Source organism: Pseudomonas sp. B21-009, assembly GCF_024749345.1.
Classification (GTDB): Bacteria; Pseudomonadota; Gammaproteobacteria; order Pseudomonadales; family Pseudomonadaceae; genus Aquipseudomonas.
This window is the reverse complement of record NZ_CP087199.1, coordinates 3,432,550-3,459,019: the sequence shown is the minus strand read 5'-3', so window position 1 is coordinate 3,459,019 and position 26,470 is coordinate 3,432,550. Positions and strand designations below refer to the sequence as shown.

Genomic DNA, 26,470 nt, shown 5'->3' with positions numbered 1-26,470 from the left:
AATGGTCGGATACTGTGTGTGAGCATCTCTTCGGCGCTGCGGGCCTGTGGCCTGACCGTGCTGGGCTGTGGATCGCTGCTGGCTGGCGAACTGCCGCCGCCCCCGGCCAGCCTCGAGGCGGTCGCCGATGCGCCGTTGTTCCTGGAACTGCTGGTCAACCAGATGAGCAGCCCTGAGCTGGTGGCGGTGCAGCAGCGCGCCGGGCGCCTGTACATGGCCACCGCCGACCTGCAGGCGGCCGGCATCGAGCTGCCCGGCGAGTATGGCGACGAAGTGGCGCTGGACAGCATCCCCGGCCTGCACAGCGACTACGACAGCCAGGGCCAGCGCCTGGTGCTGCAGGTGCCACCGGCCTGGTTGCCGACCCAGCGCATCGGCAGCCGCCAGTTGTACCCGGCCAGTGAAGCGCGCAGCAGCTTCGGCGCCTTGCTCAACTATGACCTGTATTTCAACGATACCGACGACGGTGGCCGCTATCTCGCGGCGTGGAACGAGCTGCGCCTGTTCGACAGCTGGGGCACGCTGTCGACCACCGGCCAGTGGCGTCAGTCCTTGGGCGGCAACGACTACGCCGACAGCCAGGAAGGCTTTCGCCGCTACGACACCACCTGGCGCTACACCGACGAGGCGCGCCTGCTGACCCTGGAAGTCGGCGACGTGCTCAGCGGCGCCTTGCCCTGGACCAGTTCGGTGCGCCTGGGCGGCCTGCAACTGTCGCGCGACTTTGCCGTGCGCCCGGACCTGGTCACCTATCCATTGCCGGCCTTCGCCGGGGAAGCGGCGGTGCCGTCCTCGGTGGATCTGTTCATCAACGGCTACAAAAGCTCCAGCGCCGATTTGCAGCCAGGCCCCTACACCCTGACCAACGTGCCGTTCATCAACGGCGCCGGCGAAGCGGTGGTGGTGACCACCGATGCCCTCGGCCGGCAGGTGTCGACCACCTTGCCGTTCTATGTCACCAGCAGCTTGTTGCAAAAAGGCCTGGCGGACTTCTCGCTGGCCGCCGGCAGCCTGCGCCGGGACTACGCGCTTCGCGACTTTGCCTATGGCCCGGGGGTGGCCGCCGCCAGCCTGCGCTACGGCCTGAGCGACAGTTTCACCCTCGAAAGCCACGCCGAGGCGGCCGAGTCCCTGGCCCTCGGCGGGCTGGGCGGCAACTGGCAGGTGGGCAACTGGGGCGTGGTCAATGCGGCGCTGAGCCAGAGCAGCTTCGACAGCCGCAGCGGCCAGCAACTGAGCGTCGGCTACCAGTACAACAGCCAGCGCCTGGGCTTCAATTACCAGCGCCTGCAACGGCGCGGCGACTATGCCGACCTGTCGCTGGTGGACAGCCCCTACACGCGTCTGAGCCAGCGCAGCGAACAGGTGACCATGAGCGTCAACCTCGAACGCTACGGCAGCCTCGGCGCTGGTTACTTCGATGTGCGCGCCGGTGACAACTCGCGCACCCGTTTGCTCAACCTCAGCTTGAGCAAGCCGTTGTGGCGTAACAGCAGCCTGTACCTGTCGGCCAACCGCGAAATCGGCGACAGCCAGTGGGCAGTGCAGGCGCAACTGGTGATTCCGTTCGACCTGCGCGGCACCCTGAGCTTTAGCGTTGAGCGCAACAAGGAGGGCCAGAACCAGCAACGGGTCAACTACAGCCGCGCGGTGCCCAGCGAAGGAGGCTTGGGCTTCAACCTCGGTTACGCCGACGGCGACCGTGAGGCTTACCGCCAGGCCGACGTCACCTGGCGCCTGCAGTCGGTGCAACTGCAGGCCGGCGCCTACGGTAGCAGCGACAGCATGACCCGCTGGGCCGATGCCAGCGGTTCGCTGGTGTGGATGGACGCCGGGCTGTTCGCCGCCAACCGTATCGACGATGCCTTCGTGGTGGTCAGCACCGAGGGCTTTGCCCAAGTGCCGGTACGCTACGAAAACCAGTTGGTCGGGCGCACCGACAAGAACGGCCACCTGCTGGTGCCCTGGAGTAGCGCCTACTACCGCGCCAAGTACGAGATCGACCCCATGGAACTGCCGGCCAACGTCCAGAGCCCGCAGGTCGAGCAGCGGGTGGCGGTGCGCCGGGGCAGCGGCTACCTGCTGGAATTCCCGCTGCAACGGGTGGTGGCGGCGAGCATCGTCCTGGTCGATGGCAACCATAAGGAACTGCCCCTGGGTAGCCAGGTGCGCCATGAGCAGAGCGGGGCGCTGGCGGTGGTCGGCTGGGACGGGCTGGTGTACCTGGAAGGGCTGGCCGCGGACAACAGCCTGCAGGTGCAGATCGCCAACGGCGGCAGTTGCCGGGTGCAGTTCAAGCTGGCGCCCGAGCAGGACCAGGTGCCGCTGATCGGCCCGCTGGTGTGCCAATGAAGCGCCTGCTGATGCTCCTGGCCTTGCTCGCCAGCCCCCAGGTGCACGCGTTGTGCTCGGTGATCGATACCGCGCCGGCAAGCTTTGGCAGTGTCAGCTCGACCCTGGTGCGCACCACCGTGCAGTCGGCCTCGACCCTCAATGGCGGGCTGCAATGCACCGGCTCGCTGGTCAGCCTGCTGGCCAGCGACGATCACTTCTACGCCACTTTCACCCCACCGGCCGGCAGTACCGGCCTGCTCGGCCCCACGGGCGATGTGATCGGCTACACCCTGTACGCCAACAACACCACCAACTACCCGATCGCCCGCAGCCTGCCTTACGACTTTGCCCGCAACGGCATCCTCGATGCCTTGGGCCTGCTCAACGGCACCACGCCCAAGTCGGTGCCGCTCTACCTCAAGAGCCTGAGCGGCAGCAACGTTGCCGCCGGTCTTTATCAGGAAGTCCTGACGGTGTACTGGAACATCAGCTACTGCTGGGGCATCGGCATCGGCAGCATCTGCCTGGGCCGGCAGAACCTCACCGGCACCACCAGCCTGACCGTGAGCCTGACGGTCACCAATGACTGCCAGATCACCAGCCCCAACATCAGCTTCGGTAGCGCGCCGGTGGTCGGCGGCTTCAGCACGGTCAACAGCAACGTCAATGTCTCCTGCACCAAGGGCAGCAACTACACCGTGGGCCTGGACGATGGCCAGAATGTCTCCGCCGGGCGCCGGCGGATGAAGTCGGCGGCCAACAACTATATGGCCTATGACATCTTCAAGAGCGCCGGCAGCGTGCGTTGGGGCAGCGTCACCACGGCCCGGCGGGCCAGCAGCGACGCCGATATCAACCCCGGTGTGGGCACCGGCACCGGCAGCCAGATCTTCAACTACAACGCCAAGGTCTACACCGACCAAGCCACACCGCCCGCCGGCACTTACCTGGACAACGTAATACTCGACGTGCAGTTCTGAGCCCGTGCGCCTTCGCTCAGCCACCAGTAACCCAGGGCCACGGCATTGAGCAGCGCGCCATAGGCACACACCAGCAGCCAGCCGCCCCAGGCATAGGCCAGGGTCGAGGTCAGCGCGCCGAAGGCACTGCCCACCGAGTAGAACAGCATGTAGGCAGCGGTCAGCCGGCTGTGGGTGGCTTCAGGCAGGCGGTAGATCAGGCTCTGGCTGGCGACGTGCACGGCCTGCAGGCCCAGGTCGAAGACCACCACGCCGAGCAGCAGCGCCCACAACGAATATTCAGTCAGGGCGATGGCCGCCCAGGACGCCAGCATCAATAACAGCGAGCCGCCACTGACCCACTGGCCCAGGCCGCGATCCACCAGCGCCCCGGCCCGCGCCGCCGCCAGCGCACCTGCTGCGCCCGCCAGGCCGAACAGGCCCACTTCGCTGGTCGACAACGACAGCGGCGGGGCGCTCAGGGGCAACACCAGCGGCGTCCACAGCACCATCGCCGAGGCGAAGCTGAGCAGGGCCAGCACTGAGCGCCGGCGCAGCAGCGGTTCATCGCGCAGCAGCAACGCCAGTGAATGCAGCAGCTCGCGGTAACTGCCCGCCGCCTGCACCGGTTGTTGCCGAGGCAGCACGCGCCAGAGCAGGGCGGCAATCACCAGGGTCAAGGCCGCCGACAGCCAGTAGATCGAGCGCCAGCCGGCGAGGTCAGCCATGGCCCCGGACAAGGTACGCGCCAGCAGGATGCCGATGACGATGCCGCTGGTGATCACCCCCACGACATGACCGCGTTCGCTGGCCGCCGACAGCGTCGCGGCGTAGGCCACCAGCACCTGGGTGACCACCGCCAGCAGGCCGGTCAGGCCCATGCCCAGCAGCAGCCAGGGCGTGCTCGGCGCCCAGGCGATCAGCACCAGGGCCAGGGCCGAGAGCAGCGACTGGCCGACGATCAGTCGCCGGCGGTTGAGGCGATCGCCCAACGGCACCAGCAACAACAGGCCCAGGCCATAGCCGACCTGGGTCAGGGTCACCACCAGGCCGACCAGGCCGGGGTCGATGGCAAATTCCCGGGCCATGGCTTCGAGCAAGGGTTGCGCGTAGTAGACATTGCCAACCGCCAGGGCACAGGCCACGGAGAACAGCAAGATGACGGCGGATGACATTCGGTGTTGGGGTTGCATGGGGTCTACCCTTCTGGTTGCATAATGAAACCAGTTGTACGCTAGAGAAACTGGTTTTATATTGCAACCACTTTCACTGGCGAGATTTCCCATGGTCCAACGTACCCGCCTGCAAGACGCCGAATGCCCGGTGGCGCGTTCCCTCGATGCCATTGGTGACTGGTGGTCGCTGCTGATCGTGCGTGATGCCTTCGATGGCCTGAAGCGCTTCAGTGAGTTCCAGCGCAACCTGGGCATGGCCAAGAACATCCTCAGCACCCGCCTGCGGCAACTGGTCGAGCACCAGATCTTCGAGCTGGTGCCGGTGTCCGAGGGCAGCGCCTACCAGGAATACGTGCTCACCGAGAAAGGCCTGGGCCTGTTCCCGTTGATCGTCGGCTTGCGCCAGTGGGGCGAGGCGTTCTACTTCGCCGAGGGCGAGGCCCATTCGCAACTGGTCGACCGCGAACACGGCAAACCGGTCCAGGCCCTGCAGTTGCGCGCCGCCGACGGCCGCCTGCTCGGCCCGCACGACTGCGTGCGCCTGCCGGCCCGGGGCTGAGCCTGGCAGCCAGCTACAACCTTCACGGCAGCCACGGGCAAGACGGCCATTGCCAGCGCGCGCAGAGTAGGACCACTGTCATCCTTCTGCTCGAGGTCTTTTGCCATGTCGCTCAACGACACGCTCAGTGCGCACCTGAATCGCGGCACGGTCGGCTTTCCCACCGCCCTTGCCAGTACCATCGGCCTGATCATGGCAAGCCCGGTGATCCTCACCGCGACCATGGGCTTCGGTATCGGCGGCAGTGCCTTCGCCGTGGCCATGCTGATCGCGGTGGTGATGATGCTGGCGCAGGCGACCACCTTTGCCGAGGCGGCGTCGATCCTGCCGACCACCGGCGCGGTGTACGACTACATCAACTGCGGCATGGGGCGCTTTTTCGCCATCACCGGCACGCTGTCGGCCTACCTGATCGTCCACGTCTTTGCCGGCACCGCCGAGACCATGCTGGCCGGGGTCATGGCCCTGGTGAACTTCGAGCACCTCAACACCCTGGCCGAATCGGCCGGTGGTTCGTGGCTGCTGGGTGTCGGCTTCGTGATCATCTTCGCCATCCTCAATGCTTTTGGCGTCAGCGCCTTCGGCAAGGCCGAGATCATCCTCACCTTCGGCATGTGGACCACGCTGATGGTCTTCGGCGTGCTCGGCCTGATGGCCGCGCCGGCGGTGGAGCTGGAGGGCTGGTTCGGCGTGTCGCTGGTCGGCACGGACCTGGTGACCATTCTCTCGCTGGTGGGCATGGCCATGTTCATGTTCGTCGGCTGCGAGTTCGTTACGCCGCTGGCGCCGGATTTGCGCCAGTCGGCGAAAAGCATGCCACGGGCCATGGCCCTGGGCCTGCTGGGGGTGGCGACGTGCATGTTCATCTATGGCGCAGCGATGAAGCGCCAGGTCGACAACGTATTGCTCGACGCCGCCAGCGGCGTGCACTTGCTCGACACGCCCATGGCCATCCCGCGCTTTGCCGAACAGGTGATGGGCGATATCGGCCCGCTGTGGCTGGGCATCGGCTTTCTGTTCGCCGGTGCGGCGACCATCAACACGCTGATGGCCGGGGTGCCGCGGATCCTCTACGGCATGGCCGTGGACGGCGCCTTGCCCAAGGTGTTCACCTACCTGCACCCGCGCTTTAAAACGCCGCTGCTGTGCATCCTCGTCGCCGCCTTGATTCCATGCCTGCATGCCCTGTGGCTGGGCGGCAACACCGACCGCATCATGCACCTGGTGCTGGCGGCGGTGTGCGCCTGGAGCACCGCGTACCTGCTGGTAACGCTGTCGGTGGTGATCCTGCGCATCCGTCGCCCGGACCTGCCACGGGCCTATCGCTCGCCATGGTTCCCGCTGCCGCAAATCCTCTCGAGCGTCGGTATTGTCCTGGGCATGTGGTTCATTACCCCGCCGGGCATGGACCCGGCCGACATCTACGTGCCCTTTGGCCTGATGCTGGCCGGCACCGCGGTGTATGCGCTGTTCTGGACGCTACTGGTGCAGAAGGTCAACCCGTTCAAGCCGGCTTCGGTAGAAGAGGTGCTGGCGCGCGAATTCGCTCATCAACCGGGGACTGCACATGGCTATTGCCCTGCGCCAACTGTGGCAAAGGCTGTCTGATCGGGCGCCGGCCGGCTATCGGCCGGGGCTGACCCTTGAAAAGCTGCAACGCAACCTCGGTCTGGACAGCTTCGAGGTGCTCGGCCCGGGCTTTGGTCGCTTCAACTGGGCCGGGCAGGCGGTGCAGGTGCGCGAGCGCTGCGAAGCGCAGTTGCTCATGCACCTGGTGCTGAGCGAATTCAGCCTGAGCCTGCCTGCCACAGGGCAGGGCAGCGCCCACCTTGAACTGCACCACAGCGGGTCGTTGCGCCGCAGCGGCCTGCGGGTTCAGCTGCGTCAGGGCGAGCCGGCGTTGCAGGCCGAACTGCAACGGCGCCTGCTGGCCGATAGCGCGTTGCTGCAGGCGCTGATGCCCCTGGACTTCAAGCGCCTGCGCCTGCACAGAAGCGACGGCCAATGGACCCTGACCCTCGAACACATCGGCGCCAGCGAGGTGGTCAACCGCCTGCCGGCCTTTCGTCGCTACATTCGCCTGAGCCCCGAACAATGCCAGCACCTGCTGGCCACCCTGCAAGGCGTGCCGGGGCTGTTGGCCGGGCTCTGAGCCGGCCATCTGGCATCAAACCTGCTTCCACTCTGGCTGCTTCACGCAAGTTGCGCGCACATAGATAACATGTTAACTATTGCCCAACAAAAACAAGATGCCATTGTGGAGGTACCCATGAGTATCCATCACGCCAGCAGCCCTGCGCTGGAACGCTGGAACGCAACGATGCAGAACATCTGCGGGGTGTACGAGACGGAACTGGCGTTCAACCCCTCGCTGTTCATCGGCGAGATTTCCACCTGGTCGCGCGGCGGCCTGGCCCTGGCCAACCTGCGTACCAACGCCGGGCTGATCCGCCGCAAGGGCCTGAACAGCGACCGCGACAACGACCAGCATTGCTTTCTGGTCAGCCAGCGCACCGGCTTCTCGCAGATCACCCAGAACGGCGTCAGCATCCAGCTGGCGCCCGGCGAAATGCTCCTGATGGACGCCGCCGGTGCCTGCGAAATCATGCCCTTCGGCCTGATCGAGCACGCTTCGCTGTCGCTGTCGCGGGCCGAGGTGTGCAAGCAGTTGGGCAGCGACAGCCGCACCTTCGGCAAGATCTCCCAGACCCGCGCCTGCTGATGGACCAGCTGTGCAAAGAGCAAAGCGCCGGCGAAGACGAGCAGGGCGAGGGCCAGGCGCTGCACAGCGCCTTCCTGTCGCTGCTCGGTTCGGCCCTTGAAGGCAGCGACGACCTCTGCGCGTTGCCGGCCTCAATACAGGGCGCCAACCTGCGCAGTTATGTGCAAAAAGTCATCGATGACTCCCTCGGCCAGGCCAACCTGACCCCGGTCAACCTCGCCAACCGCCTGAACATTTCCGTGCGCCACCTCTACCGCCTGTTCGAAGAGCAGGGCGACAGCGTCTGCCGCTACATCCAGCGCGCGCGCCTCAAACGCAGCGCCGCCGACCTCGCCAACCCGGTGCTCAAGCGCGAGTCGATCACCACCATTGCCTACAAATGGGGCTTCACCGACTCGGCGCACTTCAGCCGCTCGTTCAAGAAACAGTTCGAGCAGTCGCCCAAGGACTACCGCGCCAGCAGCCTGGCCTGATCAGCGTTTGATCGTTGCTGACTTGACCGCAGGATGCGGTCTGTATAGGCTCGTCCGACCTCGCTACCTACCGATAGGTAGGTAGAGCGCCAAGCGCCAGCCAGGTCCCGTTTTTATCTGGAATCAAGCCTATGCACAGTGCAGCCTCCACGCCGACCGCCCGGGTCGGCTTCGCCATTTCCCTGGCCCTGATCGGCGCCCTCGGGCCCTCGGCGGTCGACATGTACCTGGCCAGCATGCCAAGCATCGCCAGCGAGTTCGCCACCTCCTATGCCGGGGTGCAACTGACCCTGACCGTGTTCCTCCTGGCCATGGGCGCCGGGCAGTTGTTGTTCGGGCCGCTGGTCGACACCCTCGGTCGGCGCCGGCCGTTGCTTGCCGGTTTGCTGGTATTCGTCTTGAGCTCGCTGGCCGCCGCTGCCGCGCCCGACCTCAACAGCCTGCTGCTGGCGCGTTTCATCCAGGGCCTGGGTAGCGCCCTGACCCTGGTGGTGATCATGAGCATGGTCCGCGACGTTGCCGAAGGCGCGCGGGCGGCGCAGATCTTCGCCTTGCTGATGACCATCGAAGGCCTGGCGCCGGTGATCGCCCCGGCATTGGGCGGCTTTGTCGGTGCGCACTTTGGCTGGCGGGCGATCATGCTGGTGCTGGCGGCATTGGGCGTGCTGGTGCTGATCAACTCGGCGCTGATGCTCAAGGAAACCTTGCCCGAGGACAAACGCATGGCCTGGCAGCCTCGGGAGTTCCTGCGCACTTACGTACGGATCGCCCGTGACCGCCAGTTCCTGCGCCCGGCCCTGGCCTTGTCGGCGGTGTTCTTCTTTCTGTTTGCCTACATCGGCGGGGCCGCTTTCGTTTACCAGCATCACTTCGGGCTGTCGGTCGAGGCGTTCGGCACCCTGTTCGGCGCCACCGGCGTGGCCATTCTGCTCGGCGCCATCACCGCGGGCCGCCTGGTGGCGCGCAAGGGCCTGGTGCGCCTGGCCCGCTGGGGCGCGGCGTGCATGCTGGTCGGCGCCGTGCTGGTGCTGGCCGGTGCGCTGAGTGCGGCGGGGCTGGTGGGTATCGTTGCCGGCATGGCGGTTGCCATGTTCGGCCTGGGCATTGCCGAGGCCACGCTGATGTCGCTGGTGATGTCTTCGCAGAGCACCGCGCTGGGCTCGACTGCTGCGTTGCTCGGTGCCTTCCAGTTGATCATTTCGTCGTTCGCCACGCCATTGTCGGGCATCATGGCGCCTTTGGGCGCGGCGCACTGGGCGTTGTTGCTCGGCCTTTCGGCGCTGTGCGTGGCGCTGCTGGTGCACATCAGCACCCGCCATGCCGAGCCGCAGGTGCACAGCCTGGCTGGGCATTGATCCGTATTTGTTGGGGGAGACACCGCTATGAGAAGCCTGACGCCGTCGGCGGAAAAGATCTGCGCGATTGCCGTCGAGCAGTTTGCCGAGCTGGGTTACGACGCCTCGTCGCTCAACGATATCGCCGCCGCGGCGGGCATGCGCAAGCCGTCGTTGTATGCGCATTTTGCCGGCAAGGACGACCTGTTCCAGGTGGTCTATGCCCGGGCCCTGCACGCCGAGCACGAGTACCTGGAGGCGTGCTTTGCCGAGCAGGTGCCGACCGGCGAGCTGCCGGGGCAACGTTTTGCCGAGCGCTTGAACGCGCGCTACCAGGCCTCGGCGCATTTGCGCTTCATGCTGCGCACGGCGTTCTTCCCGCCCAGTGAACTGCGGCCGGTGATCTGTGCCGGCTTCGAGGCCTACCTGGCGAGGTTGGGCGAGTTGTTTGCCCAGGCGTTGCGCACGTTCGCGCCGGGGCTGGAGGAGGGGCAGCAGCGCTTGTATGGCGATGCCTACCTGGGGATCGTCGACAGTTTGAATGTCGAGTTGATCTATGCGGGGGCGGAGGCGTTCGAGCGGCGGTTGGCGGCGCTTTGGTGGATGTTCGGGGCGTCTTTGGCCAGGCTTTAGGGCCTCATCGCGGGTCAAGCCCGCTCCCACAGGTTCGGTGCATGCAGTACTTGTGGGAGCTGGCTTGCCAGCGATGCTTTCAGTCAGACCACCGCAAAGTAATGCTTCACAAAGCTCTCGCTGAGAATCTCCCAGAGCACCGGCGTGCCCTTGGTCACGAACCAGCTGTCACCCACGTTGTAGGTGCGGCTCACACCCGTGGCTTCGTCGGTCAGGCGCACCTGGCCGGTGACTACCACGGCCTGTTCGTTGAACGGGTAGACCATGCGGAACTTGCCGGTGGTGGTGCCAAAGTAGGCGCTGCTGACCGGGTCGGTCGGTGCACCGAAGGTCATTTTGCCGAAGGCGCGTACTTCGCCTTCGAGTATCTGCGAGCCCAGGTCGGCAACGGTGCCCCAGGCGTCGAGTTGGCTGAGCTGGAGGTTCGGGGTGACGGCAGTCAGGGTCATGGCAGTGTTCCTTGAGGGTTGAAAGAGTTGGGGCTTAGCGCCGGCCATTCCAGTAGCCGGACAGCTGGTGCCAGGATTTGCCGGCGGTCAGCAGCACCGAGCGCAGTTGATCCTTGGCCGGGATGGTCGGGCGTGGCACCGAGCTGATCAGGTCATAGCGCGCCGAGCCTTCGCTCATGCCTTCGGCCAGGACCTTGCAGATGATGTGGCTGGGGGTGACGCCAAAACCGGAATAACCTTGCACGTAGAAAGCGTTGCGCCGACCGGGCAGGGTGCCGATCTGCGGGAACAGGTTGGGGCTGCAGGCCATCGGCCCGCCCCAGGCCAGGTCGATTTTCACGTCCTTGAGGTAGGGGAAAATCTTCAGCATCAGGTTGCGGTTCCAGGCCTTGAGATCGCCCGGGATGTGTTCGACCAGCGGCGTGGCGGCACCAAACAGCAGGCGATTCTCATTGGTCACCCGGTAGTAATCGATCACCGGGCGGATGTCGCTGTAGGCCCCGCGAATCGGGCTAATGCGCTGGATCAGCTCGTCTGGCAGCGGCTCGGTCATCATCTGGAAGGCGTAGGTGTTGATGGTCGAGCGGTGCAGCTCCGGCTCCAGCTTGTTGAGGAAACTGTCGCAAGCCCACAGCAGCTTGCTGGCGGTCACCGAACCGCGCCCGGTGCGCACGCGGATGCGCTCGCCGTACTGCACCTGCAGCGCCGGGCTGTTCTCGAAAATGCGCACGCCGTGTTCGCTGAGCGCCTTGGCTTCACCGAGCAACAGGTTCAGCGAGTGCACATGGCCACCGCCCATGTGCAGCAAGGCGCTGCTGTAGGTGTCGGAGCCGATGATCTGCTTGACCTCGCTGCCACCGAGAAATCGGATCTCATGCTGGGAGTTGACTGACTTGAAGTCTTTTTCCCAGGCGCGCAGGGTTTTTTCCTGGCGGGCGTTGAAGCCCATGTAGCCATAGCCGTGACAGAAGTCGGCGTCGATGGCGTACTTGGCGATGCGGTTCTTGATGATGTCGGCGCCCAGGTCGCTGATCTCGAAGATCTGCCGCAGGCCATCGTCGCCGACGTGCTGTTTGATCTTCTCCAGATCATGGCCGATGCCGGCCATGATCTGCCCGCCATTGCGCCCGGTGCCACCAAAGCCCAGGTAGCGGGCTTCGAGTACGACGATGTTGGTGATGCCTTTTTCCGCCAGCTCCAGGGCCGTGTTGATCCCGGAAAAGCCGCCGCCGATGATGACCACGTCGGCGTCCACGTCCTGTTCCAGGGTCGGGAAGCTCAGGTTGTATTTTTTGGTGGCGGTGTAGTAGGTCGGCGTTTCGATGTTGATCATGGCGCAGCCTGAAAAGTGAAGTACTGATGGGCTCTATTAAGGCCTTGCCCGGCGCCTGCGTCTTGACCCTGCGTGCCGCCGGGCTTGACTGCCGGTGCCAGGGCTGTGGCAAGGCGTTGATTTTGTTAAAGTGTTAACAAAATAGCCTGATGATTAGCCTTCCCATGCCCCAGCCGCGCCCGTCGTTGACCCTGACCTTGTTGCAAGCCCGCGAAGCGGCCATGCGTTTTTTCCGCCCCTCGCTCAACCAGCACGGGCTCACCGAGCAGCAGTGGCGGGTGATCCGTATCCTGCGCCAACAGGGCGAAATGGAGATCTACCGCCTGGCGGAACTGGCCTGCATCCTCAAGCCGAGCATGACCGGGGTGCTGGTACGCATGGAGGCGGCCGGCCTGGTCAGCCGGCGCAAGGCCGAACAGGACCAGCGCCGGGTGCTGGTCAACCTGGCGCAAAAGGGCGAGGAGATTTTTGCTTCGATGAGCCAGTGCATGGAGAGCAATTACCGGCGCATTCAGGAGCAGTTCGGCGAGCAGAAGCTGCAGGCGTTGCTGGGCTTGCTGGAGGAGTTGAAGCAGGTGGGGCGGTGACTGCATCGCGGGTCAAGCCCGCTCCTACGGGATGTGCAGGAGCGGGCTTGACCCGCGATGAGGCCAGTACAGTCAATACACAGAAGGCCCAGACGAGCTCACTACCACATCCCCCTTGAACTTACCCGCCAACCCCTGCAAGCCCTTCATCAACACCGTGGTATCGACCCCCACCGCGACGAAGCCTGCGCCCAGTTCCAGGTAGCGCCGCGCCAGGCCCTCATCGGCACTGAGAATTCCCGCCGCCTTGCCGGCCTTCTGAATCTGCACGATCGCCTGTTCAATCGCCGCTTGCACCTCGGGGTGCCCGGGGTTGCCACGATAGCCCATGGAGGCACTCAAGTCCGCCGGGCCGATGAACACCCCGTCAACGCCCTCGACCGCAGCAATTGCCTCGAGGTTGCGCAGCCCTTCAAGGCTTTCGATCTGCACCAGCAGGCACATCTGTTCATCGGCCTGCTCGAGGTAGCCGGCGATGCTGTTCCAGCGCGAGGCCCGCGCCAGGGCGCTGCCGACGCCACGCACGCCCTTGGGCGGGTAGTGCATGGCGCGCACCAGTTCGCGGGCCTGCCCGGCGCTTTCGACCATCGGCACCAGCAGGGTTTGTGCGCCGATATCCAGCACCTGCTTGATCAGCGCGGTGTCGCCGATCACCGGGCGGATGATCGCCTGGGCCGGGTAGGGGGCGATGGCCTGCAACTGGCCGAGCATGCCGCGCAGGTCGTTGGGCGCGTGTTCGCCGTCGATCAGCAGCCAGTCGAAACCGGCGTTGGCGGCAAGCTCGGCACAGTACGGCTCGGCCAGGCCAAGCCACAGGCCGATTTGCGCCTCGCCGCGTTGCAGGCGTTGTTTGAAGCGGTTGACGGGCATGTCCATGGGCAATTCCTCAAACGAAACGGCAGGCAATCGAACCGAGCATGTCGTAGTCGACATGGAAGGTATCGCCGGGGTTGGCCGCCACCGGGCGGGTGAAGGAGCCGCCGAGAATGATTTGCCCGGCTTCAAGGGTGACGTCGTACGGCGCCAGCTTGTTGGCCAGCCAGGCGACGCCCTTGGCCGGGTGGTTGAGCACCGCCGCCGAGACCCCGGACTCTTCGATCACGCCGTTGCGGTAGAGCACCGCCGGCACCTTGCGCAGGTCGATATCGCCCGGACGCACCGCGCGCCCGCCCATGACCACGCCGGCGTTGGCGGCGTTGTCGGAGATGGTGTCGAAGACCTTGCGGGTGGCCTGGGTCTGCGGGTCGATCTGCTGGATGCGCGCATCGATGATCTCCAGCGCCGGGATCACCCACTCGGTGGCATCGAGCACGTCGAACAGGGTCACGTTCGGGCCCTTGAGCGGCTTGCCGAGGACGAACGCCAGCTCCACCTCGACCCGCGGCACGATAAAGCGCTCGAAGGGAATGTCGCTGCCTTCGTCGAAGAACATGTCATCGAGCAGCGCGCCGTAGTCCGGTTCGGTGATGTTCGATGACACCTGCATGGCCCGTGAGGTCAGGCCGATCTTGTGGCCGACCAGCTTGCGCCCGCCCTCGATTTTTTGTGCGACCCAGGCGCGCTGGATGGCGTAGGCGTCCTCGATGCTGATGCCCGGGTGCTCCAGGGAGAACTGCCGCACCTGTTCGCGGCTGCGTTCGGCGCGCTCGAGCTGGGCGGCGGCTTGCAGGATCTGGCTGTGGTCAAGCATGGCGAAATCTCTTACTGAGGGTTGACGATGGCAGCCTTGGTGCGCAGCACCAGCAAGCCGCCGAGGGTGATGAACAGCGCCAGTACGTACAGGGCCAGGCTGGCGCTCTGGGTGGTGTCGCGCATCCAGCCGATCAGGTACGGGGCGAGGAACGAGGCGATGCTGCCGAACGAGCTGATCAGGGCGATACCGGCGGCCTGGGTGGTGTTCGACAGGAATGCCGGCGGCAGCTGCCAGAACATCGGCAAGGCAGCGCTGGCGCCCATGCCGGCGATGATCAGGCCGCCCAGCACCATCACCGGGTTGCCGGGTGCCAGGCCGGCCACGGCGATGCCGGTGGCCGACATCAGCAGCGGCACGCACAGGTGCCAGCGGCGTTCACGCTGACGGTCGGAGGAACGGCCACAGGCGATCATGAAGAAGCACCCGGCCAGGTACGGCACGGCGCTCAAAAGCCCGACGCGGCCATCGCTGCCGATGCCGGCGCCGTGGATCAGGGTCGGCATCCAGAACGCCAGGGTGTTGACCGCCAGCATCACCGCAAAGTACACCGCCACCAGCAGCCAGACCTGGCTGTCACGCAGGATGCCGGCAAACGAGGTGATGGATTTGCGCTGCTCTTCCTGGTTCAGTTGCTCGCGCAGTTGCTGCTTTTCAGTGCCGTTCAGCCAGCTGACACTCTCGAAGCTGTCGGGCAGGCACTTGAGTACCACCAGGCCGAGCAACACCACCGGCGCGCCTTCGATCAGGAACATCCACTGCCAGCCACGCAGGCCGGCGGCGTCGTGGAACAGCTCGAGGATGCCGCCCGACAGCGGCCCGCCGACCACCCCGGCCATGGGCACGGCGATGGCGAACAGCGCGGTGATCTGCCCACGACGGCGGGCCGGGTACCAGCGGTTGAGGTAAACCAGGATGCCGGGGAAGAAGCCGGCTTCAGCGACGCCGAGCAAAAAGCGCAGGACATAGAAGCCCGAGGCCGATTCGACCCAGAGCATGCTGGTCGACAGCGTGCCCCAGACCACCATCAGGGTGGCGATCCAGCGCCGTGGGCCGACGCGGTCCAGGGCCATGTTGCTGGGTACGCCGAACAGCGCGTAGGCAATGAAGAACAGCCCGGCACCAAAGCCGTAGACCGTGTCGCTGAAGTGCAGGTCGCTGCTCATCTGCATCTTGGCAAAACCAATGTTGATGCGGTCCAGGTGAGCGAACAGGTAGCAAATCAGCAGCAGCGGCATCAGCCGCCAGGTGATCTTGCTGTGGGTCGAGTCATGTTGGGCAAGGGCAGCGTGTTGGGCAGTATTGGCTGTGCTCATGATCTTGTACTTTTTGTCAGAGGGCCGTTGGGGAGGGCGGGTGGCTGTGGTTCAGCCCGCCTGGTTTTGCAAAAAGGCGTGAACGTTGTTCTGTTTGAAGTTCAGCTGCGGGTGCAGCTCGATCATCTCGAACGACAGCGCCAGCAGGCGTTGACTTTGCAGCTCGGCAAAGTGCGCGGTGATCACCGCGAACAGCGCCTCGGCGACCTCGGTGCGGGTTTGCAGATCGCGGCCGTGGCCGACCTTGAGGGTCATGTGGACGAAGGCGTAATCGTGCTTGCCATCGGCCATGCGCCAGCTGTCCAGGCGCACGCCACGGCTGCGGATGCCGCCCAGGGGGAACACGCCGCTGGCGCCCAGGCTGGCGTGGACCTTGGCGAACAGGCCGGGCAGGTCGGCCTGTTGCTCGATGTTGTCGGTGTACTCAATGATGAAATGCGGCATGAAGATCTCCGTTTGAACGGCGGCAAGCGGCAAGCTACAAGCGGCAAGAGCGCGTGCTCTTCGCTTGCAGCTTGTGGCTTGAAGCTTGTGGCTGCTGCCTTCGCGCTACAGCGGGAAGATGGCGTTGATTTGCCCGGTGCCGGAGCTGCCGAACGGCTCGGTCAGGACCTCGACCGGCTTGTTGTAGTCGGCGCCGCCAAGCAGGCCCAGGAGCATCGCCGTGTCGTGCATGCCGCCTTCGCCGTAGCAGTGGTTGGCGTAGTCCGGGAGCATCGCGCAGAACTCCTTGAAGCGGCCCTGCTTCCACAGCTCGACCACGCGCAGGTCCATCTGCTTGTCGAATTCGCGGGTCCAGTTGTGGATGTTGGCTTCGGCGTTGCGGTCATCGGAAAAACGGTGCGACAGCGAACCGGAGGCCAGCACCAGCACTTTGCGGTCGCTCTTTTCGATGGCCCGGCGCACTGCGGCGCCGAAGGCGAAGCTGTCTTCCAGGCGGTGCCAGGCGCACCAGGCGGCAATCGACACGACCTTGAGCTTATGCGCGTCGGGCACGTCCATGTGCATGTAGCGCATCGGCACCAGGGTGCCGTATTCAAGCTCAAGGCTTGGGATGTTGTGGGCCAGGGTGCGCACGTCGGCGGCGTTGGCTTCAAGGCCGATCAGCTCGCCCAGTTGCGGGCAGCCGGGGTACTCGAAGTCCATGTTCTTGATGAAGTGCGGCAGCTCGTTGCTGGTGTAGGTGCCCTTGAAGTGCTCGCCACAGTTGATGTGGTAGCCGCTGTTGACCAGCCAGTGGACGTCGAACACCACGGCGGTGTCGGCGCCCAGTTCGCGGGCGCGGCGGCCGATTTCCTTGTGCCCGGCGATCGCCGCCTCGCGGCAGCCATGGTGCTTGCCGGGCAGTTCGGACAGGTACATCGAGGGTACGTGGCAGACTTTGGCTGCCAGGACGACTTCGCCCATGATGGAACTCCTGGAAATTGTTGTTCTTGTGTGCGATCGGTTGCGCCTCATCGCGGGTCAAGCCCGCTCCCACAAGGCAGCCTCAAAACCTGTGGGAGCGGGCTTGCCCCGCGATGCTGTCAGACGCCCCAGCGCGGAATATGGTGACTGCCCATCGAGATACACACGTTCTTGATCTCGGCAAACACCTCGAAGCTGTACTGCCCGCCCTCACGGCCGGTGCCTGAACCCTTGACCCCGCCGAACGGCTGGCGCAGGTCGCGCACGTTCTGGCTGTTGATGAACACCATGCCGGCCTCGATGCCGCGGGCCAGACGATGCGCCTTGCCGATGTCCTGCGTCCAGATGTACGAGGCCAGGCCATACTCGGTGTCGTTGGCCAGTCGCAGCGCCTCGGCTTCGTCCTTGAAGGGGATCAAACACACCACCGGGCCGAAGATTTCTTCCTGGGCGATGCGCATGCTGTTGTTCACGTCGGCAAACACCGTCGGCTGAATGAACTGCCCGCGGGCCAGGTGCGCCGGCAGGTTGGCCGGGCGCTCAAGGCCGCCAGCGAGCAGGGTCGCGCCTTCTTCGATGCCGATCTTGATGTAACCGCTGACCTTGTCATAGTGGGCCTGAGTGATCATCGAGCCTACCTGGGTTTGCGGGTCTTGCGGGTCGCCGACGATCAGGCGCTTGGCCCGCGCGGCAAACTCGGCGACGAACTGCGGGTAGACGCTCTGCTGGATGAAGATACGGCTGCCGGCGGTGCAGCGCTCGCCATTGAGCGAGAAGATGGTGAACAGCGCCGCATCCAGGGCGCGCTCAAGGTCGGCGTCTTCAAAAATCAGCACCGGCGACTTGCCGCCCAGCTCCATGGAGTACTTCTTCAGGCCCGCAGTCTGCATGATCTTCTTGCCGGTGGCGGTGCCACCGGTAAAGGAGATGGCACGCACGTCGGGGTGGCGTACCAGGGCGTCGCCAGCGGTGGCGCCGTAGCCCTGGATGACGTTGAGCACGCCGTTGGGGATGCCGGCTTCCACCGCCAGGCGCCCCAGTTCGTTGGCGGTCAGCGGCGACAGTTCGCTCATCTTCAGCACTGCGGTGTTGCCCAGGGCCAGGCACGGCGCGGTCTTCCAGGTGGCGGTCATGAATGGCACGTTCCACGGCGACACCAGCCCGCACACGCCCACCGGCTGGTACAGGGTGTAGTTGAGCATCTGGTCGTCGACCGGGTAGGTATGGCCGTCCATGCGTGTGCAGACTTCGGCGAAAAAGTCGAAGTTATGCGAGGCCCGCGGGATCAGCACGTTCTTGGTCTGGTGGATCGGCAAACCGGTGTCGAGGGTTTCAAGCTCAGCCAGGTGCGGCACGTTCTGCTCGATCAGCTCGCCGAGCTTGCGCATCAGCCGCGCGCGCTCCTTGGCCGGGGTGTTGGCCCATTTCGGGAACGCCTCTTTCGCTGCCGCTACCGCCTGGGCTACTTCTTCGGCGCCGCCGCTGGCGACTTCGCCAATGGCCTCGCCGGTGGCCGGGTTGTAGTTGACGAACACGTCTTTGCTTTCGACCTCACGGCCGTTGATCCAGTGTTTGATCATGCTGCTCATGCCTCTTGGCGGTTGAGGGCGAAGAACTCGGCTTCGCTGACAATACGGTTGACCAGGCGCCCGACGCCTTCGACTTCGACCACCACTTCATCGCCCGGCACCACGTCGGCCAGGCCTTCAGGGGTGCCGGTGGCGATCATGTCGCCCGGCTGCAGGGTCATGAAGCTGGACAGGTATTCGATCAGGTAGGGGATGTCGAAAATCATGTCCTTGGTACTGCCTTGCTGCTTGAGCTCACCGTTGATCCAGGTGCGCAAGGTCAGGTTGGAGGCATCCGGCACATCGGCGACATCGACGATCCACGGCCCGACCGGGGTGGTGGCGTCGCGGTTCTTGACCCGCAGGTTGGGACGGTAGTAGTTCTCCAGGTAATCGCGAATCGCGTAGTCGTTGCACACCGTGTAGCCGGCCAGGTACTCCAGCGCATCCTCGCGCTTGACGTTGCGCGCAGGCTTGCCGATCACTGCCACCAGTTCGCACTCATAGTGCATGTAGGCGACGTTGTCCGGGCGCCAGCTGACCTGGTTGTGGCCGGTGTAGGTGCCCACCGATTTGACGAACGCCAGCGGTTCGGTGGGCGGTGTGAAGGCAAGCTCGGCGGCGTGGTCGGCGTAGTTCAGGCCCAGGGCGAACATATTGCCGGTGGCCGGTGGCAGCCACTCGACCTGCTGCTCGGCGAGCAAGCGGCCATCGGCCAGGCGCACGGCGTTGTCGGCCTCGACGGTGACGGCGTGGACTTCGCCCTGGTAACGGATACGTGCGTGTTTCATCAGCGCTTCTCCTGCGCGGCAACGATGCTGTTGGTCAGGCGTCCGAGGCCGCTGATCTCGACTTCAACCTGGTCCCCGGGCAGCACATCGACGCGGCCTTCGGGGGTGCCGGTAATCAGCACATCGCCTTCGTGCAGGGTCATGAATTCGCTGATCTCGGCGATCAGCTGGGCGACGCTGCGAACCATGTTGGCGGTGCTGTTGTGCTGGCGCAGGGCGCCGTTGACGAACAGCTTGATGCTCAGTTGCTGCGGGTCGGCGACCTGCGCGGCCGGCACCAGTTCAGGGCCCAGGGCGCAGAAACCGTCGCGGCACTTGGCCTTGACCGCCGGGCGGTAGTAGCTGTCTTCGGGCAGGCTGAATTCGTTGACGATGGTGTAGCCGGCGACATGGCTGAGGGCCTCGTCGACGCTGACCCGGGTGGCACGCTTGCCGATCACCACACCCAGGGCCGGGCCCGGTTGCAGGTGCTCGATGCCTTGCGGGTAGACCACCGGCTGGCCATGGCCATTGCGGGTGTTGGGGGTCTTGATGAACAGCACCGGCTTGACCGGTGGCTTTTGATAGGGCGGCTGTTCGAATTCGGCGAGACGCTGGTCAAGCAGGCCCTGGTAGTTCAGCGCAACGCCGAACAAGGTACCGCTGGCAGCATCGTGCAAGGCACGGCTCATGGGGTTCTCCTGGCTGGGGCAGGGGCAGGGTCCCTGCTCGAATAATTGTTAATGTGTTAACGTTATAATTAAGATGTTAACGAAATGCAAGCGGCTTGCTGCAGGAGTAAGCTGGCCGCATAACAACAGGCGTGAGCAGGGCCATGCGCGAGCAACAACCAATCCCCAACATCAACATCGGCCAGGTCTACGATCAGCGCTACAGCGATGCCGAGGTGCACTACGACAAGCTCGGCAACCTCGCCGGGTTTTTCGGCCGCAATATGCCGGTGCACCGCCATGACCGGTTTTTTCAGGTGCATTACGTCAAAAGCGGCACGGTGCGGGTGTACCTGGACGATCAGCAGTACGTCGAATCGGGGCCGATGTTTTTCCTTACGCCACCGACCATCCCGCATTCCTTCGTAACCGAACCCGATGCTGACGGCCATGTGCTGACCGTGCGCCAGCAACTGGTCTGGCAGCTACTTGAAGCCGATTCCGGATTGGCGCCGGGGCCGCAAGTGGCGCCGGCCTGCGTGGCCTTGAGCGGCCTGGAACCAAGCTACGCCGCCGAGGCGCGGCGCCTGGCGCTGCTGTTCGATGAGCTGCACAGTGAAATCAACGCCAGCGCCGCCGGGCGCGGGGCGGCGCTGGAAAGCCTGACGCGGCTGATCATGACCAGCCTGCTGCGCCTGTGCGCGCGCTCGCTGCCGGCGCGGCAAACCCGTCATGAAGACTTGCAGGTGTTTCATCGTTTCAATGAACTGATCGAGGCCCACTACCTTGAGCACTGGCCGCTGGCGCGCTATGCCCAGGGCATCGGCGTCACCGAAGCGCGGCTCAACGAAGTGTGCCGGCGCATCGCGGACCTGCCGTCCAAGCGCCTGATTCTCGAACGCCTGATGCAGGAAGCACGGCGTCTGCTGCTGTACACCGGCAGCTCGGCCAACGAGATCTGCTACCGCCTGGGCTTCAAGGACCCGGCGTACTTCAGCCGGTTCTTTTTGCGCTATGCGCAGCTGACGCCGGGGGAGTACCGTCAGCGTCAGGCTGGATTGCGCTAGGCCTGGCCGCGCAGCCAGAGGTTGTCGAAACGCCAGGTGCTGAACAGTGTCTGCTCGGCTGCGGCGCCGCCGACCTGGCGCGAAAACGCATCGAGCAGATTCACATAGCCCCAGATCAGCAAGCCGCCGCGCTCATACTGAATCTGCTGGGCCTGGTGCACCAGTGCGCTGCGCTTGGCCAGGTCCGGCTGGGCCATGGCCTGGAGGAACAGTTCGCTGAACTGCGGGTCGTTGAAGTGGGTCTTGTTGGCCACGGCGAAGGGCGCATCGATGTGCATGGCGCTGGCCAGAAACGGCGCGCCGATGGTGCCGCCAGTGCTCAGTTGCCACTGGTCGTGCTGCGGGCCGTCGAAGGTGGCCTGGTCGACCTGGCGCACCTTGAGGTTCACACCGATGGCCTTGGCCTGTTCGGCGAACACCAGCGCCGAGGCCAGGGCCGGGCCGCTGGTGGTCACCAGCTCGACTTGCAACTGCTCGTAGCCGGCTTCGCGCAGCAATTGCGCCGCCCGTTGCGGGTCATGGGGGCGCGGGCCGAGGCTGTGGTTGAAGGTCGGGTCATCAGGTGCGTACAGGTCGTTGGCCACCCGGCCCTGGCCGTTCAAGGCACGGCGCACCAGCTCCGGGCGGTCGGCGAGGAGGCGAAACGCCTCGCGCACCTTGGGGTTGTCGAACGGCGGTTTGCTGGTGTTCATCTCGAACGACAACCAGTTGCCGCTGACCGAAGTCACCAGTTGCAGGCGCGGGTCGCGTTCGATGATCTGCAGCTGCTCGCTGGGCAGGCCGTTGGCCATGTCGATCTGCCCGGCGCGCAAGGCCGCCAGGCGCGAGACCTGGTCTTTGAAGTCGATGATCTCCAGTTCATCGGCGTAGGGTTTGCCGTCCTTGTAGTAGTTCTCGAAGCGGCTGAACACCGAGCGCTGGCCGGGGCTAAAGCTTTTCAGCTTGTACGGCCCGGCACCCACCGGGTTGGTCACCGGGTGGTAATCGACCGGGACGATGCCGCCGAAGTTGACCCAGGTTTCGGCCAGCGGCAGGTAGCTGCGCCCGTCCTTGAAGCGGATGCGCACGGTGCGCGCGTCGAGTTTCTCCAGGTTGTCGCGATCGACCCAGTGCAGCAGCGCGGCGTAAGGCGACGCCAGTTGCGGGTCGGTCAGGCGGCGAATGGAAAAGATCAGGTCGTCGGCATCGATGCTCTTGCCGTTGTGAAACTCAAGACCCTGACGCAGGCGCACGGTCCAGCTGCTGGCGTCGGCGCTGGCTTCGGCTTCTTCAGCCAGGGCCAGGCGCGGCTGCATCTGCTCGTCCCATTCCCACAGCTTGCTGTACAGGGCAAAGCCGCGGACGATGCCGCTGCCGATCGGTTTGTGGGCATCGAGGTTGCCGACCTGACCGCCGGCCAGCACGCCCAGGCGCAGGCGCCCGCCATGGCGCGGCTGGTCGCTGGCCGGGCTGCTGGCGGCCGGTGCGTCAGGGCCGCAGCCGCTGAGCAGCAGGCCGCCGCCCAGCGCCAGGCTGTAGCCGAGAAAGCGTCGGCGCTGCTGATCGAAAAGGTCCATGGCCTCAGGCTCCTGCTGCACGCAGGGCTGGCGCCTGGGTGTCGATGCGCTTGAGCGGCGCCCGTTCGCCGCGAAAGTGCGGGAGGATGTGCTCGCCCAAGCGGTAGGCTTCTTCCAGGTGCGGGTAGCCGGCGAGGAAGAACAGGTCGATGCCCAGCGCGTTGTACTCGCGAATCCGCGCCACCACGTTGGCGTAGCTGCCGACCAGCGCCAGGCCCGGCGGAATGCCGATATAGCCGAAGCCGGCCCAGACGTTGGGGTAGATGAAAAAGTCGTCGAACGGCCGGGTTTCGTCCTTGGCCGCGTACTCGTTTTCGTAACTGAGCTTGCGCGCGGTGCGCAGCCCGGCATGGGCGGCCACAGCCTTGACCGCACCTTTGGCCACGCCTTCGTCGAAGAAGCGCCTGGCCTCGGCCAATGCCTGGGCTTCGGTCTCGCGGGTAATCACATCGATCGACAGGCCGAAGCGGATATTGCTGCGGCCATGCTTGAGCGCGCGCTCGCGAATGTCGGCTATCAGCGTGCGGATCTCGTCCGGGTGCTCGGCGCGCATCAGGTAGAAGTCGGCGTGGCGGGCGGCGAATTCCCGTGCTGCGATCGACGAGCCGGCGGTGCAGATCAGCGGCAACTCGGCCTTTTTCTGCGGGCCGCGCAGGCCGCCACCTTCGGCCTTGTAGAAGCGCCCCTGGTAGTGGAAGTTCTCCGAGTGCCAGTAACCCTTGACCACGTCCATGAACTCGGTGGCGCGCTCGTAACGTTCATCGTGGTCGCTGAAGTCGCCAACCTGGCGCTGCACGGCATCCGAGCCGCCATTGATGATGTTCCACACCAGGCGGTTGCCGCTGGCGCGCTGGTAGGTCGCCGCTTGCTGCACCGCGATCCAGGGCGTGTAGTGGTAGGGCTGGAAGGCGGTGACGTAGCTCAAGGTGCGGGTTTCGCGGGCCAGCAGCGAGCACACTGTCCAGGGCTCTTCGCCGGACGGCGCGTTGACCATCAGCGCGCCACCGAAGCCGTTGATTTCGGCGGCGCGGGCGATCTGCCCGAGGTAGTCGATGTAGGTGAAGTGATCACCCACGGCAAAGTTCGACACGGCGCCGGTGCTGTCGCCGCCGGCATGCCAGTCGCCGCGGTTGCGCGGGTCGCCGGGGAGGAACTGGGTTTCGCCGTGCAAGGGCAGGCGGGTGAAGAACTCAATGCTCACGGTCAGCGTCCTTATTGCACGGTGGGGTTGCAGAGGGGGGCGATGGGCTGGTCGTTGAACACCTTGCGGGCAAACGGCAGCGAGTCCTTGAGCGAGGCGTTGACCGTCTCGCTGTGGCCCAGCCCCTTGTACAGGTGGCCTTCGACGATCGAGCCGGTCTTGCAGGCGTCCTGCATCAGCGCCACCTGGGTAGCGGCCGCCGGGGTCTTGTCTTCGGCGCCGGTGCCGATGAAGATCGGCTGGGCGAGTTTCAGGGTCGGGTAGGAGACTTGCGCCAGCCACGGCTTGAGCTGCTCGCCGTTGTTGGCCTTGCGGGTGTTGGCCGGGGTCAGGCCGGTGCCGAGCACATCGGCCACCAGCGACGACAGGCAAGTGCTGCGCGCTTGTTCGAACAGCGGCAGGGCCTTGTCGGTGTAGAAGTCGCGTGGGTCGATGCTCGGGTCGTACTGCTGCGCCGCCAGCAGGGTGTAGAAACCGTAGGCCAGCGAGGCGTCGACCTTGTCCTGGTCCTGTTCGCCGACGTTCTTGGCGCCGACGGTGTAGATCACCCCGGTGCCGACGCTGCCCTTCAGGCCCAGGTCCGGGGCATAGGTGGGCGCATAGGCGGCCGAGGCGAAGGCGCCGGCGCCGCCCTGGGACTGGCCGACCACCAGCACCTTGTTGGCCAACCCCGGCACCCCGGCGATCACCGCGCGGGCGGCATCGAGGATGCCGTAGGCGGCCATGCGGTTGTTCAGCAGCGGATGGCCGCCGGGCACGCCCAGGCCCTGGTAGTCGGTGGCGACGATGGCGTAGCCCTCGTTGAGCCAGCGCGCCAGGTACTGCACGTCGCGGTACGAGCGCCCGGCCCAGGACGGCGCGCAGACATCCGCCACGCCCACCGTGCCATGGCCCCAGGTCACTACTGGCCAGCCGCCTGCCGGCGCCTGGCCTTTGGGGATGAACAGCGCGCCGGAGACCGCCACCGGGGTCTTGCCGTCGATGCCGTCGGTAGAGCTGTAGAGAATGCGCAGTTGCGAGGCGGCGCCAGGCAGGCTCAGGGTCTTTTCCAGCGGTTCGCTGCGCAGCAGTTTGCCCGGTTTGCCAGGGATCGCCTGGCTCCAGCTGTAGAACGCCGAGACCCGGCCATCGCCTTGCAGCGGGTCGGGCTTTGGCGCGAAGGTTTCTGCGGCCACGGCGCTGAGCGACAGGGCCAAAAGGCTCAGGCCAAAGGCGAAGGTTTTTTCCAGTTTCATCGAGAGGTCCTTGCACGGTGCGTTTGCCAGGCCTGAGCGAAATGCGTGCCAGGGCGCTGCAGGGCTCGGTTTTGCGGGGCCGAAATGCCTTCAAGGGCAATCCTGGCGGCGCGTCGATGCTGGCTGGCAGCCACGGGTTGCTGGGCGACTGCTGCTGTGGCAGCAGCCTCAAGTGCATATCTCTAATTGGAATATATAAATACTAATTAATAATTATTTGTTCTAATTTGTTTCGGGCACTATGGCCCTGCGCTTTCACTGCCAGGAATGCACCATGTCGCTGATAACCCATCCCCACGCCCGGGAACTGACCAAATCCGTTCGCGCCACCGTTCTGGTGTTCAAGGACCCGCGCTCCCAGGAACTGCTCAGCCGCATCGAACGCCTGGCGCCGAGTGAAGCCAACACCCTGATCATCGGCGAGACCGGCACCGGCAAGGAGCTGGTCGCCCGCCATATCCATCAACTCAGCCGCCGCGGGCGCGAGCCGTTCGTGGCGGTCAACTGCGGCGCCTTCGCCGAAACCCTGGTCGAGAGCGAACTGTTCGGCCACGAGAAGGGCGCCTTTACCGGTGCCACCAACAGCAAGGCCGGTTGGTTCGAAGCGGCCAATGGCGGCACGCTGTTCCTCGATGAAATCGGCGACCTGCCGTTGAACATGCAGGTGAAATTACTGCGCGTGCTGCAGGAGCGCGAAGTGGTGCGCCTCGGTTCGCGCACACCGATCCCGATCAACGTGCGCCTGGTGGCGGCGACCAACGTCAACCTTGCCGATGCGGTGGTGGCCGGGCATTTCCGTGAAGACCTGTTCTACCGTCTGCACGTGGCAACCATCCGCCTGCCGCCGCTGCGCGAACGGCCTGGGGATATCCTGCCGCTGGCTGAGTTTTTCCTTGAAGAGCACTGCCAGCGCCTGGGTTACAGCCGCGCCAGCCTGAGCCTGGAAAGCGAACGCAAGCTGCTCTCGCACAGCTGGCCGGGCAACATCCGCGAGCTGGAAAACGCCATTCACCATGCGCTGCTGGTGTGCCGGCAACAGGTGGTGCAGCCGGCCGACCTGCACCTGGTGGACATGCGCTCGGTGGGCATCCGCCAGGAAGAACACAGCCAGCCGCTGCGTATCGCCAGCGAGCCGCCAAGCCTTGAAGCGGCGCTGACGGCGCTGTTCGAGCAGAACATCCCGGACTTGTACGAGCATATCGAGCAGACGGTGTTTCGCAGCGCGTACCGCTTCTGTCATGGCAATCAGTTGCAGACCGGGCGCTTGCTGAATATCAGCCGCAACATCGTGCGGGCGCGGCTGGAGAAAATTGGTGAGTTGAAGCGCACGGACGGTGTCGCCCTTTAGGGCCTCATCGCGGCGACCCGACTTGCCCCGCGATGCTTAAAGTCCATCTGATCCGTATAATTACCGCCAACCTGAATCTGTAA

At 64.9% G+C, this 26,470-nt stretch carries 24 protein-coding genes and 1 pseudogene; 11 read left to right on the top strand and 14 right to left on the bottom strand.

The window, feature by feature from the left end; translation table 11 throughout:
* Nucleotides 1–24: 24 nt before the first annotated feature.
* Both LOY34_RS15630 and LOY34_RS15625 read left to right on the top strand, forming a co-directional pair.
* Nucleotides 25–2,352, top strand: a complete 2,328-nt coding sequence (locus LOY34_RS15630; RefSeq protein WP_258665113.1) for a fimbria/pilus outer membrane usher protein — start codon at nucleotides 25–27, stop codon at nucleotides 2,350–2,352.
* Complete coding sequence (locus LOY34_RS15625; RefSeq protein WP_195884419.1) at nucleotides 2,349–3,314, top strand: spore coat U domain-containing protein; 966 nt, start codon at nucleotides 2,349–2,351, stop codon at nucleotides 3,312–3,314. The genes LOY34_RS15630 and LOY34_RS15625 overlap by 4 nt, the downstream gene beginning before the upstream one ends.
* Here LOY34_RS15625 and LOY34_RS15620 read toward each other — a convergent pair.
* Complete coding sequence (locus LOY34_RS15620; RefSeq protein WP_195884418.1) at nucleotides 3,278–4,486, bottom strand: MFS transporter; 1,209 nt, start codon at nucleotides 4,484–4,486, stop codon at nucleotides 3,278–3,280. The two genes, LOY34_RS15625 and LOY34_RS15620, sit on opposite strands and share 37 nt — an antisense overlap.
* Before the next feature lie 91 nt (nucleotides 4,487–4,577).
* On the opposite strand from LOY34_RS15620, the gene LOY34_RS15615 reads away from it, so the two are divergent.
* The 6 genes and pseudogenes from LOY34_RS15615 (at nucleotide 4,578) to LOY34_RS15590 (ending at nucleotide 10,189) form a co-directional block, all read left to right on the top strand.
* Nucleotides 4,578–5,027, top strand: coding sequence for a helix-turn-helix domain-containing protein (locus LOY34_RS15615; protein ID WP_045194053.1), 450 nt, complete (start codon nucleotides 4,578–4,580; stop codon nucleotides 5,025–5,027).
* A 105-nt stretch (nucleotides 5,028–5,132) separates the two neighbouring features.
* Nucleotides 5,133–6,635 (top strand): APC family permease, encoded by a 1,503-nt coding sequence (locus tag LOY34_RS15610; protein ID WP_045194052.1) that lies wholly within the window; start codon nucleotides 5,133–5,135, stop codon nucleotides 6,633–6,635.
* Nucleotides 6,595–7,179 carry a DUF3156 family protein gene (locus tag LOY34_RS15605; RefSeq protein ID WP_195884417.1) on the top strand — a complete coding sequence of 195 codons (585 nt, stop codon included), beginning with the start codon at nucleotides 6,595–6,597 and terminating at the stop codon, nucleotides 7,177–7,179. Before LOY34_RS15610 ends, LOY34_RS15605 begins: the two co-directional genes overlap by 41 nt.
* Nucleotides 7,180–7,296: 117 nt before the next feature.
* Nucleotides 7,297–8,222: pseudogene (feaR, locus tag LOY34_RS15600) on the top strand (transcriptional regulator FeaR).
* Nucleotides 8,223–8,353: 131 nt separating this feature from the next.
* A complete protein-coding gene (locus LOY34_RS15595; RefSeq protein WP_045194049.1) occupies nucleotides 8,354–9,577 on the top strand; it encodes a multidrug effflux MFS transporter in 1,224 nt (407 codons plus the stop codon).
* Between the two features lie 27 nt (nucleotides 9,578–9,604).
* Nucleotides 9,605–10,189 (top strand): TetR/AcrR family transcriptional regulator, encoded by a 585-nt coding sequence (locus tag LOY34_RS15590; protein WP_195884415.1) that lies wholly within the window; start codon nucleotides 9,605–9,607, stop codon nucleotides 10,187–10,189.
* 83 nt (nucleotides 10,190–10,272) lie between these two features.
* On the opposite strand, the gene LOY34_RS15585 is transcribed toward LOY34_RS15590, so the two are convergent.
* Together LOY34_RS15585 and LOY34_RS15580 are read right to left on the bottom strand one after the other, a co-directional pair.
* Nucleotides 10,273–10,638: a cupin domain-containing protein gene (locus tag LOY34_RS15585; RefSeq protein WP_093381683.1), complete on the bottom strand. Its 366-nt coding sequence runs from the start codon at nucleotides 10,636–10,638 to the stop codon at nucleotides 10,273–10,275.
* A gap of 34 nt (nucleotides 10,639–10,672) precedes the next feature.
* A complete protein-coding gene (locus LOY34_RS15580; RefSeq protein WP_195884414.1) occupies nucleotides 10,673–11,971 on the bottom strand; it encodes an FAD-binding oxidoreductase in 1,299 nt (432 codons plus the stop codon).
* 164 nt (nucleotides 11,972–12,135) lie between these two features.
* Between LOY34_RS15580 and hpaR the strand changes: the two genes are divergently transcribed.
* Complete coding sequence (gene hpaR / locus LOY34_RS15575; RefSeq protein ID WP_093381688.1) at nucleotides 12,136–12,558, top strand: homoprotocatechuate degradation operon regulator HpaR; 423 nt, start codon at nucleotides 12,136–12,138, stop codon at nucleotides 12,556–12,558.
* A 72-nt stretch (nucleotides 12,559–12,630) separates the two neighbouring features.
* Here hpaR and hpaI read toward each other — a convergent pair whose 3' ends face one another.
* The 8 genes from hpaI to LOY34_RS15535 all read right to left on the bottom strand — a co-directional run bounded on the left by hpaI (nucleotide 12,631) and on the right by LOY34_RS15535 (nucleotide 20,001).
* On the bottom strand, nucleotides 12,631–13,434 hold the full coding sequence (gene hpaI / locus LOY34_RS15570; protein WP_195884413.1) for a 4-hydroxy-2-oxoheptanedioate aldolase: 804 nt from the start codon (nucleotides 13,432–13,434) through the stop codon (nucleotides 12,631–12,633).
* Nucleotides 13,435–13,444: 10 nt separating this feature from the next.
* The gene (gene hpaH, locus LOY34_RS15565) at nucleotides 13,445–14,248 is read right to left on the bottom strand and encodes a 2-oxo-hept-4-ene-1,7-dioate hydratase (RefSeq protein ID WP_045194043.1); all 804 of its coding nucleotides are present in this window, start codon (nucleotides 14,246–14,248) and stop codon (nucleotides 13,445–13,447) included.
* An 11-nt stretch (nucleotides 14,249–14,259) separates the two neighbouring features.
* A complete protein-coding gene (locus LOY34_RS15560; RefSeq protein WP_093381700.1) occupies nucleotides 14,260–15,564 on the bottom strand; it encodes an MFS transporter in 1,305 nt (434 codons plus the stop codon).
* A gap of 51 nt (nucleotides 15,565–15,615) precedes the next feature.
* A complete protein-coding gene (locus LOY34_RS15555; protein ID WP_045194041.1) occupies nucleotides 15,616–16,008 on the bottom strand; it encodes a 5-carboxymethyl-2-hydroxymuconate Delta-isomerase in 393 nt (130 codons plus the stop codon).
* Nucleotides 16,009–16,113: 105 nt separating this feature from the next.
* On the bottom strand, nucleotides 16,114–16,971 hold the full coding sequence (gene hpaD, locus LOY34_RS15550; RefSeq protein WP_195884412.1) for a 3,4-dihydroxyphenylacetate 2,3-dioxygenase: 858 nt from the start codon (nucleotides 16,969–16,971) through the stop codon (nucleotides 16,114–16,116).
* A gap of 119 nt (nucleotides 16,972–17,090) precedes the next feature.
* Nucleotides 17,091–18,551 (bottom strand): 5-carboxymethyl-2-hydroxymuconate semialdehyde dehydrogenase, encoded by a 1,461-nt coding sequence (gene hpaE / locus LOY34_RS15545; RefSeq protein ID WP_195884411.1) that lies wholly within the window; start codon nucleotides 18,549–18,551, stop codon nucleotides 17,091–17,093.
* A 5-nt stretch (nucleotides 18,552–18,556) separates the two neighbouring features.
* Complete coding sequence (locus LOY34_RS15540; protein ID WP_045194039.1) at nucleotides 18,557–19,330, bottom strand: fumarylacetoacetate hydrolase family protein; 774 nt, start codon at nucleotides 19,328–19,330, stop codon at nucleotides 18,557–18,559.
* Nucleotides 19,330–20,001, bottom strand: coding sequence for a fumarylacetoacetate hydrolase family protein (locus tag LOY34_RS15535; protein WP_045194038.1), 672 nt, complete (start codon nucleotides 19,999–20,001; stop codon nucleotides 19,330–19,332). Before LOY34_RS15535 ends, LOY34_RS15540 begins: the two co-directional genes overlap by 1 nt.
* A gap of 143 nt (nucleotides 20,002–20,144) precedes the next feature.
* Between LOY34_RS15535 and hpaA the strand changes: the two genes are divergently transcribed.
* Nucleotides 20,145–21,047, top strand: coding sequence for a 4-hydroxyphenylacetate catabolism regulatory protein HpaA (gene hpaA, locus LOY34_RS15530; RefSeq protein WP_195884410.1), 903 nt, complete (start codon nucleotides 20,145–20,147; stop codon nucleotides 21,045–21,047).
* Here the strand turns inward: hpaA and LOY34_RS15525 are convergent.
* Genes LOY34_RS15525 through LOY34_RS15515 form a run of 3 tightly spaced genes read right to left on the bottom strand, consistent with a single transcriptional unit; the run spans nucleotide 21,044 to nucleotide 25,039 of the window.
* Nucleotides 21,044–22,603 carry an ABC transporter substrate-binding protein gene (locus tag LOY34_RS15525; protein WP_195884409.1) on the bottom strand — a complete coding sequence of 520 codons (1,560 nt, stop codon included), beginning with the start codon at nucleotides 22,601–22,603 and terminating at the stop codon, nucleotides 21,044–21,046. The two genes, hpaA and LOY34_RS15525, sit on opposite strands and share 4 nt — an antisense overlap.
* A gap of 4 nt (nucleotides 22,604–22,607) precedes the next feature.
* Nucleotides 22,608–23,804, bottom strand: a complete 1,197-nt coding sequence (locus LOY34_RS15520) for an LLM class flavin-dependent oxidoreductase (protein ID WP_195884408.1) — start codon at nucleotides 23,802–23,804, stop codon at nucleotides 22,608–22,610.
* An 11-nt stretch (nucleotides 23,805–23,815) separates the two neighbouring features.
* Nucleotides 23,816–25,039 carry a lipase family protein gene (locus LOY34_RS15515; RefSeq protein WP_195884407.1) on the bottom strand — a complete coding sequence of 408 codons (1,224 nt, stop codon included), beginning with the start codon at nucleotides 25,037–25,039 and terminating at the stop codon, nucleotides 23,816–23,818.
* A 274-nt stretch (nucleotides 25,040–25,313) separates the two neighbouring features.
* Between LOY34_RS15515 and LOY34_RS15510 the strand changes: the two genes are divergently transcribed.
* Nucleotides 25,314–26,387 (top strand): sigma-54-dependent Fis family transcriptional regulator, encoded by a 1,074-nt coding sequence (locus tag LOY34_RS15510; protein WP_093381715.1) that lies wholly within the window; start codon nucleotides 25,314–25,316, stop codon nucleotides 26,385–26,387.
* The last annotated feature ends 83 nt before the right edge of the window (nucleotides 26,388–26,470 follow it).